The organism is Bacteroides sp. 3_2_5, from assembly GCF_000159855.2.
GTDB classification, from domain to species: Bacteria; Bacteroidota; Bacteroidia; order Bacteroidales; family Bacteroidaceae; genus Bacteroides; species Bacteroides fragilis.
Genome location: NZ_JH636044.1, coordinates 2,695,688 through 2,711,380, shown reverse-complemented (window position 1 = coordinate 2,711,380; position 15,693 = coordinate 2,695,688). Strand labels below are relative to the sequence as shown.

The 15,693-nt window shown below is 40.5% G+C and carries 14 protein-coding genes; 10 read left to right on the top strand and 4 right to left on the bottom strand.

The window, feature by feature from the left end; translation table 11 throughout:
* The first annotated feature begins 13 nt into the window (after positions 1 to 13).
* Positions 14 to 2,098: a RagB/SusD family nutrient uptake outer membrane protein gene (locus BSHG_RS07045; protein ID WP_032496903.1), complete on the top strand. Its 2,085-nt coding sequence runs from the start codon at positions 14 to 16 to the stop codon at positions 2,096 to 2,098.
* Between the two features lie 220 nt (positions 2,099 to 2,318).
* On the top strand, positions 2,319 to 3,269 hold the full coding sequence (locus tag BSHG_RS07050) for a Dyp-type peroxidase (protein WP_008660182.1): 951 nt from the start codon (positions 2,319 to 2,321) through the stop codon (positions 3,267 to 3,269).
* A 3-nt stretch (positions 3,270 to 3,272) separates the two neighbouring features.
* Here BSHG_RS07050 and BSHG_RS07055 read toward each other — a convergent pair whose 3' ends face one another.
* A complete protein-coding gene (locus BSHG_RS07055; RefSeq protein ID WP_008660180.1) occupies positions 3,273 to 5,444 on the bottom strand; it encodes a fimbrial protein in 2,172 nt (723 codons plus the stop codon).
* 179 nt (positions 5,445 to 5,623) lie between these two features.
* Positions 5,624 to 6,586 carry a helix-turn-helix domain-containing protein gene (locus tag BSHG_RS07060; RefSeq protein ID WP_008660179.1) on the bottom strand — a complete coding sequence of 321 codons (963 nt, stop codon included), beginning with the start codon at positions 6,584 to 6,586 and terminating at the stop codon, positions 5,624 to 5,626.
* A 234-nt stretch (positions 6,587 to 6,820) separates the two neighbouring features.
* On the opposite strand from BSHG_RS07060, the gene BSHG_RS07065 reads away from it, so the two are divergent.
* Together BSHG_RS07065 and BSHG_RS07070 are read left to right on the top strand one after the other, a co-directional pair.
* Entirely contained in the window at positions 6,821 to 8,200 is a 1,380-nt protein-coding gene (locus BSHG_RS07065) for an Mfa1 family fimbria major subunit (protein ID WP_008660176.1), read from the top strand.
* Positions 8,201 to 8,223: 23 nt separating this feature from the next.
* Positions 8,224 to 9,141 (top strand): FimB/Mfa2 family fimbrial subunit, encoded by a 918-nt coding sequence (locus tag BSHG_RS07070; protein WP_008660173.1) that lies wholly within the window; start codon positions 8,224 to 8,226, stop codon positions 9,139 to 9,141.
* On the opposite strand, the gene BSHG_RS07075 is transcribed toward BSHG_RS07070, so the two are convergent.
* Positions 9,142 to 9,762: a lysine exporter LysO family protein gene (locus tag BSHG_RS07075; RefSeq protein ID WP_005803436.1), complete on the bottom strand. Its 621-nt coding sequence runs from the start codon at positions 9,760 to 9,762 to the stop codon at positions 9,142 to 9,144. It lies immediately after the preceding gene.
* Positions 9,759 to 10,037: a LysO family transporter gene (locus tag BSHG_RS07080; protein WP_005803434.1), complete on the bottom strand. Its 279-nt coding sequence runs from the start codon at positions 10,035 to 10,037 to the stop codon at positions 9,759 to 9,761. The genes BSHG_RS07075 and BSHG_RS07080 overlap by 4 nt, the downstream gene beginning before the upstream one ends.
* Positions 10,038 to 10,468: 431 nt before the next feature.
* Here BSHG_RS07080 and pyrB point away from each other — a divergent pair, with 431 nt between their 5' ends.
* The 6 genes from pyrB (at position 10,469) to BSHG_RS07110 (ending at position 15,512) form a co-directional block, all read left to right on the top strand.
* The gene (gene pyrB, locus BSHG_RS07085) at positions 10,469 to 11,395 is read left to right on the top strand and encodes an aspartate carbamoyltransferase (RefSeq protein WP_005787548.1); all 927 of its coding nucleotides are present in this window, start codon (positions 10,469 to 10,471) and stop codon (positions 11,393 to 11,395) included.
* A 4-nt stretch (positions 11,396 to 11,399) separates the two neighbouring features.
* Complete coding sequence (pyrI, locus tag BSHG_RS07090; RefSeq protein WP_005787546.1) at positions 11,400 to 11,861, top strand: aspartate carbamoyltransferase regulatory subunit; 462 nt, start codon at positions 11,400 to 11,402, stop codon at positions 11,859 to 11,861.
* 85 nt (positions 11,862 to 11,946) lie between these two features.
* Positions 11,947 to 12,516 (top strand): flavin reductase family protein, encoded by a 570-nt coding sequence (locus tag BSHG_RS07095; protein WP_005803433.1) that lies wholly within the window; start codon positions 11,947 to 11,949, stop codon positions 12,514 to 12,516.
* The gene (locus BSHG_RS07100) at positions 12,513 to 13,241 is read left to right on the top strand and encodes a porin family protein (RefSeq protein WP_005787542.1); all 729 of its coding nucleotides are present in this window, start codon (positions 12,513 to 12,515) and stop codon (positions 13,239 to 13,241) included. Before BSHG_RS07095 ends, BSHG_RS07100 begins: the two co-directional genes overlap by 4 nt.
* 107 nt (positions 13,242 to 13,348) lie before the next feature.
* Positions 13,349 to 14,629 (top strand): serine hydroxymethyltransferase, encoded by a 1,281-nt coding sequence (gene glyA / locus BSHG_RS07105; RefSeq protein ID WP_005787540.1) that lies wholly within the window; start codon positions 13,349 to 13,351, stop codon positions 14,627 to 14,629.
* Between the two features lie 172 nt (positions 14,630 to 14,801).
* Entirely contained in the window at positions 14,802 to 15,512 is a 711-nt protein-coding gene (locus tag BSHG_RS07110; protein WP_032497418.1) for a hypothetical protein, read from the top strand.
* Positions 15,513 to 15,693: the final 181 nt, after the last annotated feature.

Below are 15,693 nucleotides of genomic sequence, written 5' to 3'. Positions count from 1 at the left end.
TACCAGACAAATTATGAAAATAAAACTGAAACATATTTATTTCTGCTCATTAATCGGAATGGGCGGATTGGCACTGACTTCGTGTAATGATTTTCTGGATCGTTCGCCTATCAGTGACATCACTCCGGAAGATTACTTCAACACTGTAGATCAAGTGGGAAGCTATGTTATCAATTATTACGATGACTACCTTGAAAACTCAAATACGACTAAAATGTATCACCAAAGAGCATGGAACTCCGGAGTGGTACGAAATGATGCGAACACTGACAATTTATTGAGTGATGACGGAAACCTGGATTATTTTGCGGGAAATAAGCAAGTACCCGAAGGGAAGAATATTCAGGAACCTCTGAATCGTATTCGGGTATGGAATTATCTTTTTGAGAAAGTATTACCTAAAGAAAAAGAAGGTACAATCCCCGGAGATGCAGAACTGTTAAAGCAATACATCGGAGAAGCCTATTTTTTCCGTGCGTTGGCATATTATAACGCATTGGTACGTTTCGGTGATTATCCCATCATTACCGAAGTATTGCCGGATGATTCGGAAACACTGATCAAAAAAAGTCAGCGTGCCCCGCGCAATGAAGTGGCACGTTTCATCCTAAAAGATCTTGACGAAGCTGTCAGTCGACTGAAGGAACGTGGTTTTCAGAATAACCAACGCATCAACAAACAGGCTGCATTAGTGCTGAAATCAAGAGTTGCACTGTTTGAAGCAACTTTTGAAAAATATCATCAGGGAACGGGACGCATACCCGGCGATCCCACATGGCCCGGAGCCGCCATGAGTTATAACAGTGGAAAAACATTCGATATTGCTGGCGAAATAAACTTCTTCCTGACCGAGGCAATGCAGGCAGCGGTAGCTGTTGCAGACCATGTTCAATTGGCAGAGAACTCGCATGTAATGAATCCTCCATACAATACACTTTATGGATGGAATCCTTATTTTGAAATGTTCAGTCAACCGGATCTTTCGAACGTGGAAGAAGTACTGTTGTGGAAACAGTATAACCTGTCACTTACCGTGTCGCATTGTGTGGGCGCCCGCCTTAAAAACGGAGACCGTACCGGACTGACACGTTCGTTGATCAAAACATTCCTGATGAAAGACGGTCTGCCTATTTATGCAAGTAATAGTACTATTGATGACAGAACGGTGTCTGACGAAAAGAAAGACCGCGACGAGCGCTTGCAATTGTTTGTATGGGGAGAAAAAGATGCCTGGATGACAGATGAAAGAGCGGATACAGTGAAGAATTACAATAAGGATCAGGCGGGAAACTCAGTGACAAATCCGGTACCGGTACCTTGGGTAAAATCTACTGTAATCAGTGATCAGGAACAGACACGTGATATCACTGGTTATCGTTCCCGTAAGTTCTATCCGTATGATGATGAACAAAGTAAGTCGGACGAACTGCTGGGGACCAATGCCTGTCCTATTTTCCGTGCTTCCGAAGCATATCTTAACTACATAGAGGCTTGTTATGAGAAGAATGGTACGCTGGACAGCAAGGCACAGGAATATTGGAAAGCCATACGCAGACGTGCCGGTGTCGATGAAGACTATCAGAAGACAATCGCCCGCACGGATCTGGGGCGCGAAGACGATCTGGGAGTTTACTCAGGAGACCGGATGGTGGACGCTACACTTTACAACATACGTCGCGAACGTCGCTGCGAATTTATTGCCGAAGGCATGCGCTGGGATGACCTGAAAAGATGGCGCTCTTGGGACCGGCTATTTACGGAGCCATATATTGTGGAGGGCATTAACTTCTGGGATGAAGCCTATAAACTTTACACAACCGTAGATAAAGACGGCAATGAAAAATCCGCGGTGGTAGCTGATGGCAGCACGTCTGCCAACATGTCGCCAAAATCGGACGGGAAATACGTACGGCCATTGCGTAGGACACAAACCAATAATCAGCTTTATGACGGATATACCTGGAAAAAGGCTTATTATCTGGAACCACTCGGCTTACAGGACTTGCAATTGTCGGCCACCAATCCGGAGGATATCAATACATCTATGATGTATCAAAATCCATATTGGCCTGCCGGCACAGGCAAAGCGCTTGAATGATACCGCTAAACGTATAAAAAACGTAATATGATAAGTTCACCACAGAGTTTACACAAAGCAAATTTGCCAGTGTATCCTGTGGTGAACAAAAACAAATCTCCGAGTGAACTTATCTTATGTTTTTTAAGTTATATAATGTATAAAGAAGACAATAAACGGAATGATAAAATCAAATCTGACCGACTACCATAAACAACAACTTAAAAAAATATAAGAAATTATGAATTCACATCAAGAATTATTCGGTGGAAATATTCCACAAGATGTAACTGGAAAACAAGGCGAAAACGCTATCTTCATTGTCTACGGGCTGAAACAATCGGATAACACTATAAAACAAGTAAAAGATCTATGTGCTAACTTTTCCGCACTGATACGCAGTATGCGTAACCGATTTCCCGAAATGCAATTCAGTTGTACGATCGGATTCGGAGCTGATGCTTGGAAACAACTTTTTCCAGAGCAGGGCAATCCTAAGGAATTAAAGACTTTTGAAACAATTAAAGGAGCTAAATATATTGCGGTTTCAACCCCCGGTGATATTCTTCTACACATCCGGGCAAAACAGATGGGACTCTGCTTTGAGTTTGCCTCCATTATCGACGAAAAGCTGAAAGGGGTTGTAGATTCAATCGATGAAACTCATGGATTCAGGTATATGGATGGAAAAGCAATCATCGGTTTTGTGGACGGTACCGAAAATCCGGCAGTAGATGAGAATCCCTATCATTTTGCGGTGATAGGTGACGAGGACCCGGACTTTATCGGTGGCAGTTACGTCTTCGTACAAAAATACATTCACGACATGACTACATGGAATTCACTTCCGGTCGAAGCCCAGGAAAAGGTAATCGGCCGTCATAAATACAATGATGTGGAATTGTCGGACGAGGAAAAGCCGCAAAATGCACACAACGCTGTCACTAATATTGGAGACGACTTGAAAATAGTACGTGCCAATATGCCGTTTGCCAATACTTCGAAAGGAGAATACGGAACATATTTTATCGGCTATGCAAGTACCTTCAGCACCACCCACAAAATGTTGGAGAATATGTTTATCGGTGACCCTGTGGGAAACACCGACCGTTTACTGGACTTCAGCACTCCGATAACAGGAACCCTGTTTTTCGCACCTTCATACGATCTGCTTGCTAAACTCGGAGAGTAATAGTTACTCTCCATATAGTACAGTTTCTACTATCCAGGCAAAAACATTAGCTATGAGTTTGGACGCATTATTATTAATGGTCCCGGAATTATTGTTTATACGGTTATCGGTAGTTGACGTCGAACTGGACGCCGAACTACTTATATCCGTATCACCCCAATAAACGATTCTCCTTGAATAATCAATGCCTAAAACAATACCTCCCGCAGGTCCCATCAATATAGGAGTAATGCCTTTGGATGCTTCCGTGTTGAGCTGTATTTCGCCATGATAAGCATCATAATTGCGTAAAGAGAAGTCGGTATTGATAGGAGTATATGGGGCACTGGTAAAAGGACCGGTAGTGCTAAAGTAGCTGTTACCATTCTCTGGAGTTGCCAAAGGATAGGGACCGGTATTACTCGTTAAAAAAGAAATGCCGTTATTCCCGCCCAATATCTCTTTTAATAAATTCTGGCTGACATCCAGAGCATCATAAGAAACAATCAATACACGATTCTTTTTCGATTTCACCCAGTTATGAGCTTTTTGTGCATCCGAGGTACCGAACAACAGATTGCCCATATAATGGACATAGACAACATCAAAAGAGGCAAAAAGAGCATCGGTTAAGTTATTATAGTTGGCATTTACACCTATCAGATTATAACCTCCACATTCAACAGTTCCGGTCGGACCGAAATTATTTTGATTATTCAATATACCTCGAAGACCGGTTGCACGCGCTTCGGCACTGCCGGAACCAATAATGTTCGTTCCCAGATATCCCAACCCGGCATTGAACGTTAGAAGATGAATTGTCTGATAAGCGGCCACATCATATTTTTGCTGAATATTCACCAGAATACGCCAACGGTGGGCTGTGATGACAAAATTTTGAATTCGGCTAGTATCATTCGTCGAATTACTCTGCAGAGCCGTAATCACTAACTGACTTCCATTTTGAGCTTTTGTTACAGTAAAGTATTCATTTGCCAATGACTGACTTCCGGTTCCTGTGGGAGTTCCTGCGGCATCGGCCCATTGTAAGGTATAGTCCGGAAGATCGGTACTTACGTTGATAATGCCTGCGGAACCTGCTTTGTTCTTGAGAACAATTTCCCGGGTCGACACCCCAAAATGATGTTCTCCATCGAAACTCATGTCAATGGTATAATCATCCCATGCCTGTACTTCGGCTACGATATGGGCGGAACGATTATTAGCCGCTTCGTCCGGACTACCCCACCCCGGACCTGAGACCTTCTTTATATTGAAAATATACTTATGATTACGAAGTACTTGCCCGAAAGCATTTTCAACATTATCGGGATCAAAATCCATACGGTAGTAACCCGGTTGATCACTTCCTTCATAATAACCCTCCACAACAATACAGGTTGCCTGACTAACCCGATTGTCCGGGGCTGGTGAATCGGCCTCAGGCAAGTAGAGTTGGGCTGAAAATTCATTCAGGTTCTCAGCAGATACAGGATACAGGACACTGTTTACATTTCCGGTACTTCCGGCAGGTACGCTCGGAAGCGTAACCCTGACGACTCCGGTTTCATCGGGTATTATCTGCAAGTGGTCATTGGCACGATATGCTTTTACCCCTGACAACTTAAAGTTTGCCACTTCCGTAGCTTTCACGTCTACCCGGGCAATGGAACGTAACATCTTTATTCCGGTAATATTATTTATAACCGTTGCTTCTAATCCTCCGGGCAATTCATACTCCCCATACATTGGAAAATCGGAAGTGATATTGTTGAACCGGAGATTGATGTTCTTTTTCACCAAATCTTCGCTATCATCCACCGAAGGCTCATTGGCTATTACCGCATCGGTAGCATTGGCTAATATGAGTAATTTTAAAGGCGAACTGCTTGATTTTAATAAAGCTTTAAAAGAAGCAGCAGATGAAGTGTTGTTGATGGATATGCCGGGTACACGGTACTTATATTTACCTTCTTCAAACACTAACACTTGAATCTCACTGATTTTAGACTCATGATCGGTCGTCGCAAATGTTCCTCGCGTCCGGGCATATGTAGTGGAGGCCGGTATGGTTATCACTAACCTTACCGATACATCCTCTGTATTATTTCTATCTGCATCTCCGGGCACTTCCATACTGTCGGTACATGACATATATAAAAGGCCGGTTATCAGAATAACCATTAATTTTTTCATTAGGGTTTAGGTTTATTTTCTCAGATACAAAGATGGACTTTTTCAGGAAGGAATCCGTGGCGTTTAATGAATGGTGTAAACAAAGATTTTTCTATTATCACATCTCACATGAATTTATTGTCCAATTATGCAACAATCGGAAATGTGTATAAAGACGTGTATCCATTTTCGAAACTTCATTATAAACTTTTCACCAGTTCTTGTTGCCGGTTAAAGAAATGGATTCGCTGAACCTCACCACTCTGCGAAATCAAAGTTGAATACTTCTTTAATGACTGTATCCATACCTTCAAATGCTGAAATAGCAAATCATCTTTCGAAGTTATGGAATTAATAGAAAAGACCCCTATCAGGCATTGATGGTAGATATCTGTTTCTACATAACTATATGTAGACTCAAAATTGATATCGGATATATATATTTTCACATCTTTTCCGGATGAATATTTTCCCTGAGCTGAGATCTTCTCCAATTCATTCAGTAATATCAATAATTCCTTCTTTATTCTTTTTACACTGTCTTCTGATATCAGATTGATATTTAAGAAAAACTTGATCTCATTGACCAATCTGATAAATATCTCTTTATCCCATATATAATTGGTTGTCTGGAATAGCTGGGACAAATTTACAAATTCTTTTTGCTTGTCAATCAACTTTTCCGGAATCTCCAAATCTTCATAATGTCTGCCTGCATACGTACTTTCATGCTGGTAAATCCATTTGAAAAGCTGGAATTTGGATAAGGCTTCATACTTTAAATACAGGGTTTGCGGAACGGTATTTGAGGAGGTACTTCTTTCCGAACTTTCCCGCTCAATCAATTGACCGAACAACTTTATATACGAATCGATAATAGAATAATAGGTCTCCGCAGGGCGTTGACATTGCAACATATTCAGATTAACGATAGCGTTGTCATTCAAATCGGCCCCTACTATTTTATCAAGAGAAATGCCCATGTGTTGAGATATGGTGGCAACTTCGGCAAAAGTGAACGGTACTTCACCCCGCAACCGCCTGTAAGTAGCTTCTTTGCCAAGGTAAAGAATGTCCATCAGCGTATTTGCAAGATTGTTCCCCTTGGGTAAGTATATTTTCATTGCATCTATTAAATCTGTATTTATATTACGCATAATCATTGTTTTTATATTTTTATCTGTAAACAAGTAATCTGTAACTTTTGTTGCGCCTATCGAAACGAACAATCCCTTTGATGACGGTGCGTTGCATTATCAGAGCTTTCTTTTTCAGGGATTGCTTCAATAGACACTTTTTGTTTATAAATACATTTTTAAAGTCACAAATCGTTGCTGTCTGGAAGGTATATTTGTTATCTGAAAAAAACGTAGTATATCCACCTAAATAAAAAGATAATGAAAACAAGTAAAATCTTTATGACTACACTGGTTGCATTGACTATGGCTGCATGCAGCAATGACAATGATTGGGTTGACCAGCCCAGCAATCCGGACGTAATTGCCTCGGATGCATATGCCTCTTTTTCCATCAGCATTCCCCACGCATCGAAGACACGTGCAGTATCTACAGATCCGGGAATTGCAGCGGAAAATACAGTGAAATCCCTACATGTGTTTATTTATGACGCAGAATCTCCCAATACACCTACTGTAGCTGAATTTACGGTCGCAGGAGGTACGCTCACACAGAAACCAGCCGGGAGTTCTACCTGGGTGACCAGCCAGCCGGTCAGTACCAAAAAGACGGATAAATATATTTTTGCGGGAGTAAACCTTAATGCAGAAATAGTGAACTATATTACTTCTAACGGATTGGGTGCATTCAGCTATAAAGATTTCACACAAGAAATAACAAAATTGGCCGATCAAACAAATGGATTTGTCATGTTCAATAGTGCTTATCCGACCCTTACGCCCGCTACTGATTTATATGAGAAGAAAAGTGAAGCCGAAAACAATCACATAACCATTTCTGTAAATCGAGTCACTGCAAAGGCGGCGGTGTTCCAATCACAGAGCTTTGTAGTGAATGGAGGCGGAACGATGACAGATCTGAAGTTCGGCTGGAGAAACCTGAATAAAAAATTCTACTTTATTCAGGATAACAGGGACGCTCTCATCAAAGACTATAACTGGGCTAATTATACCGCAGCAGATTTTACGAGGGGAACAGATGCCATCAACGTTTATGCTTCGGCTGATGTGCCTACCTCTTTCTCTTATGCTACGGAAAATGCATTCCAGTATATTTCGGGTACATCCAATGTGGATGCAGCAACTTTTATCAGTGTCAGCGGGGTATTTACACCCACTAACATCATATCTGCCAAAATAAATCCCCCTACAGTTGCGGCTGATTTTGAAATCATCGTCAATCCGAAACCGTCGGATAAAACATTCTTTGTCGTGCGGACTGCCGATGGTGTTGCCAATTACTTTATAGATGGACCTACGGCAGAAAAGTTTGCGGAGCTATGTGCCGCAAATACTCCGCAAATGCCATCTATCAATGGGACCTACCTACTATCGGAGAATACGTATAGCAACGGATTGTGTTACTATCATATTTTTGTTAACGGTGATGCAGTCACACCACAGGCTCCTTATAATATCTACAGAAACCAATATTTCAAGATCAACATCAATTCTATACAAGCACCGGGAAATCCTTCGGATAACTTTGACAGCGGAGAACCAATCAAGCCTAATTCATGGATTGGGGTCGACATCCAGATTATCCCTTGGGAGGTGATTGAAGAAGATCACGATTTATAACCAGCTAATTAATGCTCCACAGAATGTTTACCTGCAAGATAGAAGCCGGATTCAGAGTATTCATATTCATTATATTGTCTTTCGTACTCACGAATTGCATCCGGGAAGATATGTCCGGATGTCCCCGGGATGATGGAGGGTTGGCCCTCAAATTCAGCTATGATACAAATGCAGACTCAAGGCAGAGCACTGCGCAAGGTATCGATCGGTTGGCTGTTTTCATATTCGATGAAAAAGGGCTTTTTATCTCTCAGGTAAACGATTCTATGACTTCAATCAATGACGATTATGTCATGGAGCTGCCTTACAAACAGGGCAGTTACCAATTTGTAGCATGGGGTGGCTATGATAAAAGTACTTATCAGACTTCTGAATGTGTGCCGGGGAAAACTTATATCGATGATTTCTTTCTATCTGTAAAACGTCAGGAGGACAACCGGGTAATCAATCAGCCCAAACTGCTCTATCACGGTATGCACGATATAGTCGGGCTTAACAGTAAAGAAAAAACAATTGTATTGATAAACTTGAAACAAATGACGAATCATATCCGGGTCATTGCTCATAATTTGAATCAAGACAGAAGTGACAACATTTATATAGAGGATAATAACGGTAAGTATGGATATGATTCACAATTCTCCGATGATGACCAGATAAGCTATATTCCCATTTATGAAGCATCATCGGAACAATCAAATCCGTTGATTGCCGACTTCAATGTAATGAGGCTGGAAAAGGATAGAGAACCCCGGCTGCGAATTGCCGACAAAACTGGTACAATCCGCTATGATGAGAATCTTATTGGTAAACTTATAGGCGGAAATCCCAATATTGATTTTGAGCATAACCATGATTTCACCATTGAAATATCCTTCGATAACTACATCCCGGTCATTATCAAGATTAATGGCTGGGAGATAGTTAATGAAGAAATATGACTATAAACTGCAGAACAATGAAACAAAGAAAGGTACACTCATATCAATGAGGATTCCGTGAAAGATGGCAACAGGTATCATATCCTTTCCGGAATAAAGGGTGATGGATGGCAACAATACATCCATTGAATTTACTCCGGCTGCAGAAATTGGTGCCAGTTTTCCAAAGTATTTTCGGATTAACGGTGCACCCAGTAATGCCATCATCTCACGGAAGATATTAGCCAGCAGAGCAATAGTGCCAAGCTCTGTTGCCAACTGTAATCCGACAGAAGCCTCTTTGAATTGAGTAATCAAAATAGATGAAAGGGAATAATAAGCAAATCCGCTTCCTACCGCCATACAATCGAATACACTCCACTGGCTCAACAATAAACTGGCAAAAGCTGAAAAAAGAAGGGTTCCGACAATGGTAGCTATCGGCACTAAAAGCATATTGGGGCGTAGACTTTTGATCAGAAATTTCAGATTCTTATTGCTTCCGATGCTGATGCCAACCTGCAACATCAACGCATAAAGTATGTACATAGAAAGATTGTGCATGTCAAACTGGAAATCATTGAAGATTCCGACCAGACAACCTATACAGAAAAATGCAACAACAATCAGACTGCTTTTCATAATTTTCCTCCTTTCTTGAAAAACAGGCGTAATACGAGAAAAGAAGCCAACATGCTGCCCAAGATACTTGAAGTAGCCAACACAATGGCTTGCCATCCGAATTTACCCAGATTATTTACGATTAAACTATTGGAGCCTATCGAAAGGCCCAGCACGAAAAGTAGCAGGAATATCGTAAGCGAAGTACTCTTTTCTACTTTCTCCAGAAATTTTAGGTTACGCAGCAAATAACCGATGCCAATACCTAAAAACATGATAGATATAATGGAAAACATACTCGTATATTTTAAAAAGTTACACAATGCACTCCCTGGCAACTTTTATGTATAAGCTGCCGGACAGATCCTCCCTTTCACCTTATATTAATAAGTGAACGAAAAGAGATAAATCAAACTACAAAACAGGGAGTAATTCAGATAAATCCGCTAAACCAATGTACATGCACAATGCAGTGTCCGTACAGAATCTTATTTTCTTGCACGGCATTATGTATGCTATATGTAGTAAACAATCGGTTCATATTATTCATTAATTACAGTGCAAAGGTAATACTTTTGCGCATATTTTCCAAATAATTATGCAAAATATAAATAATCATAGTAGTGGAATTACTCATAAAAAGACGATGAAAATCTTGCAGAACCTATTTTTTTCTTCGTATCTTTACAAACCGAAATAAAGGATATATCAATAAACATATAACGATATGGAAAACAGAAGTTTAGTAACCATAGCGGAGCATTCGAGGGAGAAAATTCTCTATATGCTCGAAATGGCGAAACAATTTGAAAAGAATCCCAACCGCCGATTATTGGAAGGCAAAGTAGTCGCTACCCTGTTCTTTGAACCTTCTACGCGTACCCGACTAAGTTTCGAAACTGCTGCCAATCGACTAGGCGCACGGGTAATCGGATTTTCGGATCCCAAAGCCACCAGTTCATCCAAGGGGGAGACTCTGAAAGATACCATTATGATGGTGAGTAATTACGCTGATGTGATTGTTATGAGACATTATCTGGAAGGAGCAGCACGCTATGCAAGTGAAGTGGCTCCGGTACCTATCGTAAATGCCGGAGACGGAGCCAACCAGCATCCTTCGCAAACGATGCTCGATCTCTATTCTATATATAAAACACAAGGTACACTGGAGAATCTGAATATCTATTTGGTAGGTGATTTGAAATACGGACGTACCGTACACTCTTTACTGATGGCTATGCGCCACTTTAACCCGACTTTCCACTTTATTGCCCCCGAGGAACTGAAAATGCCGGAAGAATATAAAATATATTGCAAAGAGCACAATATAAAATATGTAGAGCATACGGACTTTAACGAAGAGGTAATTAAGGATGCTGATATCCTTTACATGACCCGCGTACAACGTGAACGTTTCACTGATCTAATGGAATATGAACGGGTAAAAAACGTATATATCCTTAAAGCGAAAATGCTTGAAAATACTCGTTCTAACCTTCGTATTCTTCATCCGTTACCACGTGTCAATGAAATTGCTTATGATGTGGATGACAGTCCGAAAGCTTATTATTTTCAACAAGCACAAAATGGACTCTATGCCCGTCAAGCTATACTTTGCGATGTATTAGGAATCACTTTACAAGATATTTTATAAAATCATGAGCGAGAATAAACAAGCATTACAGGTGGCCGCACTGAAAAATGGCACTGTTATCGACCATATACCTTCAGAGAAACTTTTTACGGTAGTTTCATTGCTCGGATTGGAACACATGACGACTAATATTACTATCGGATTCAATTTGGACAGTAAAAAACTAGGTAAGAAAGGAATCATCAAGATTGCCGATAAATTTTTCTGTGACGAAGAAATCAATCGAATTTCCGTAGTAGCCCCTCATGTAAAACTGAACATCATCCGTGATTACGAAGTAGTAGAAAAAAAAGAAGTGCGAATGCCTGACGAGTTAAAAGCTATCGTAAAATGTGCTAATCCCAAATGTATCACGAATAATGAACCGATGGCTACTTTATTTCACGTGATCGACAAAGACAATTGTGTTATAAAATGTCATTACTGCGAGAAAGAACAAAAAAGAGAAGATATTACAATCATTTAGTTATGCACTGCAAGCTACGAGTTCTAGACCGCTAAACGATGTCGGACGTAACTCGTAGCTCGTAACATATAAAGTGAATAAAAAGATGAAGCAAGACTGGAAGCCCGGAACTCTGATTTATCCGTTGCCTGCCGTATTGGTAAGTTGCGGAAGCGATGAAAGCGAATACAATATACTTACGGTAGCATGGACCGGAACCATTTGTACCAATCCGCCGATGTGTTACATTTCTGTTCGTCCCGAACGTCATTCTTATCCTATTATAAAAAAGAATATGGAATTTGTGATCAATTTAACAACCCGGGATATGGCTTTCGCAACAGATTGGTGTGGAGTACGTTCAGGGAAGGATTATCATAAGTTTGAAGAAATGAAACTAACCCCGGGCAAATGTTCTGTAGTGAATGCACCTCTCATTGAAGAATCTCCCCTTTGTATTGAATGCCGTGTGAAAGAAATCGTATCTCTGGGATCACATGACATGTTTATTGCTGACGTAGTAAACATCCGTGCAGATGATCGTCATCTAAACCGGGAAACCGGAAAGTTGGAATTGGCGGAAGCAAATCCGCTTGTATATGTACACGGAGGATATTATAATTTAGGAGAAAAGATAGGAAAATTCGGTTGGTCAGTAGAAAAGAAAACAAAGTGAAACGAATAGTTCTCCTTTTTATATCGATATGGATTGCTTTTGCCGCTTATGGGGAAGACAATCATAAAAAGGAAAGACACCCGGATGACCGCAAAATAAATGTAGGAATCAGGGGTGGATTCAACTCTTCTATGTTTCTGGTTTCTGATCTGAAAATTAAAGATGTAACCATTGACGAAATTCAGAACAACTACAAAATAGGATATTTCGGTGCTCTCTTTATGCGCTTGAACATGAAAAGGCATTTTATACAACCGGAAATCTCGTATAATATCAGCAGGTGCGAGATTTCTTTCGATAAACTCGGCTCACAGCATCCCGACATTGAACCTGACTATGCATCGGTCAGTTCCACTATCCACAGCATTGATTTTCCATTACTATATGGTTATCATGTAGTAAAACAAGGTCCTTACACAATGTCTCTCTTTGCAGGACCGAAACTAAGATACTTGTGGAATAAGAAGAATAAAATCACTTTTGAGAACTTTGATCAACAGGGTATCCACGAAAAGCTGTATCCCTTCAATGTCAGTGCAGTAATTGGCGTTAGTGTCAACATCTCCCGCATTTTTTTCGATTTTCGATACGAACAAGGGCTTCACAATTTATCAAAATCAGTAACATACGATAATATAGATATGGAAGGTAGACCGGAAGTAAGCAATATCACCTTTCGACGTCGTGACAATGTGCTTAGTTTTTCACTCGGAGTTATATTTTAAATAACTTTTTCTTCAAAAAGGTTGCACACTCTTTAAATAATATCTAAATTTGTGCGATTATAATAATAAAGGTTTCAAGATACACTTTAATCTTATTATAACAAATAATGAAAAGAGACGATTTAATTTTCGATATTATCGAAAAAGAACATCAACGTCAGTTGAAAGGCATTGAGCTGATCGCATCAGAAAATTTCGTAAGTGATCAGGTGATGGAGGCAATGGGATCTTGTCTTACCAATAAATATGCGGAAGGATATCCGGGTAAACGCTACTATGGTGGCTGTGAAGTGGTAGACCAAAGCGAACAAATTGCCATTGACCGCCTGAAAGAGATTTTTGGTGCAGAATGGGCCAATGTGCAACCCCACTCAGGAGCACAGGCTAATGCAGCCGTATTTCTGGCTGTACTGAATCCGGGAGATAAATTCATGGGGCTGAATCTGGCACATGGAGGACACCTTTCACATGGTTCATTAGTAAACACTTCGGGAATCATTTATACTCCCTGCGAATATAATCTGAAACAGGAAACCGGTCGCGTAGATTACGATCAAATGGAGGAAGTAGCATTGCGTGAAAAGCCCAAAATGATCATTGGAGGCGGTTCGGCCTACTCTCGTGAATGGGATTATAAACGTATGCGCGAAATTGCCGACAAGGTAGGAGCAATTCTCATGATCGACATGGCACATCCTGCCGGGTTAATTGCAGCCGGTCTATTGGATAATCCTGTGAAATATGCACATATTGTGACTTCAACCACTCATAAGACCCTCCGAGGACCTCGTGGTGGCGTAATCATGATGGGAAAAGACTTTCCTAATCCTTGGGGAAAGAAAACTCCGAAAGGAGAAATTAAGATGATGTCTCAACTACTTGACTCAGCTGTATTCCCAGGAATACAAGGAGGGCCGTTGGAACATGTGATTGCAGCCAAAGCTGTAGCTTTCGGTGAATGTTTGCAACCCGAATATAAAGAATATCAAAAACAGGTACAGAAGAATGCCGCTGTATTAGCACAAGCCTTGATTGACCGTGGTTTCACTATTGTTTCAGGTGGCACAGATAATCATTCCATGCTGGTTGACTTGCGTAGTAAATACCCTACTCTAACAGGTAAGGTTGCAGAAAAAGCACTCGTATCTGCTGATATAACAGTTAATAAAAATATGGTTCCGTTTGATAGTCGTTCCGCATTCCAGACTTCAGGTATCCGTTTGGGTACTCCTGCCATCACAACACGTGGTGCAAAAGAAGATCTGATGTTGGAAATCGCGGAAATGATCGAAACCGTATTATCTAACGTAGAAAATGAAGAAGTGATAGCACAAGTACGTGCACGTGTCAACAAGACAATGGAAAAATATCCGATCTTCGCATATTAAATAGCACATTTTAGTATTAAACAATAACATACGTGGGCTCGCAATTCTCTGTGAAGAAAGTTGCGGGCATTTTTTTGCTCTTTTAACATCGCATTAACACCTCCCTCAAAACCTTTCATTCCTGTTAACCGTTGATAAGTAACTAAAAAAAGAAGTTAATACCTAAACTGATATGAAAATAAGAAATCTAATGGTCGCAGCAACCTTATTGGTTACTGCCGGAGCTATGGCTCAAAATCAAGATTGTGCCTTCTTCTTTCCCAACCAAGAAGGTGAACAAATCACCCGTAATTGCTACACTGCTGATGGTAAACTTACTAATATCCTAGTCTACAGAGTAGATCAGGCGTATGAATATCCGTCAGGTATGGAGGTAGTAGCAAACTATACATTTGCTGATGCCGCAGGCAAAACACTCAATTCCGGACAAATGGTAGCTCGTTGTAGCGATGGAAATTTTTCTATGAGTATGGGAGATGTGGCAACATTCCCCACAGCACTCAACATGATGAATGCTGATGTATATATGATGGGAGATTTAATGAATTATCCGGATGCCTTTTCTAATCCGATGAATCCGGGAGACGATGACGAATTTGATGACGGAACTCTGCGTCTTTACCAAAAAGGAAATAAAAACAACCGGGCTGAAATCTCCGTTTTCGACAGAGAATTTGTTACTACAGAAACTATAAATACTCCTGCTGGAGCATTTTATTGTACGAAAGTAAAGTATGAAATGAATATCTGGACACCGAAAGAAACAATTAAGGGTTACGGATATGAATGGTATGCACCCAATATTGGTATTGTCCGTTCCGAACAATACAATAATAAAAAGGAGCTACAATCGTACAGTGTGTTAGAAAGAATTAAAAAATAGCACACTGGACTCTATATATCCGTCATCCCCGCCATTCGTTCAGAAAGAATAGCGGGGATTTATTTGACTAGTCTCCAAGAATTACAATAAATTTATGGGCCTCCAAGAAACTATCTCAGAATGGAAAAAAGAGGCAATATTACAGGTTCGGATATAATGATCCCCTCATTCTAGCTTTAAT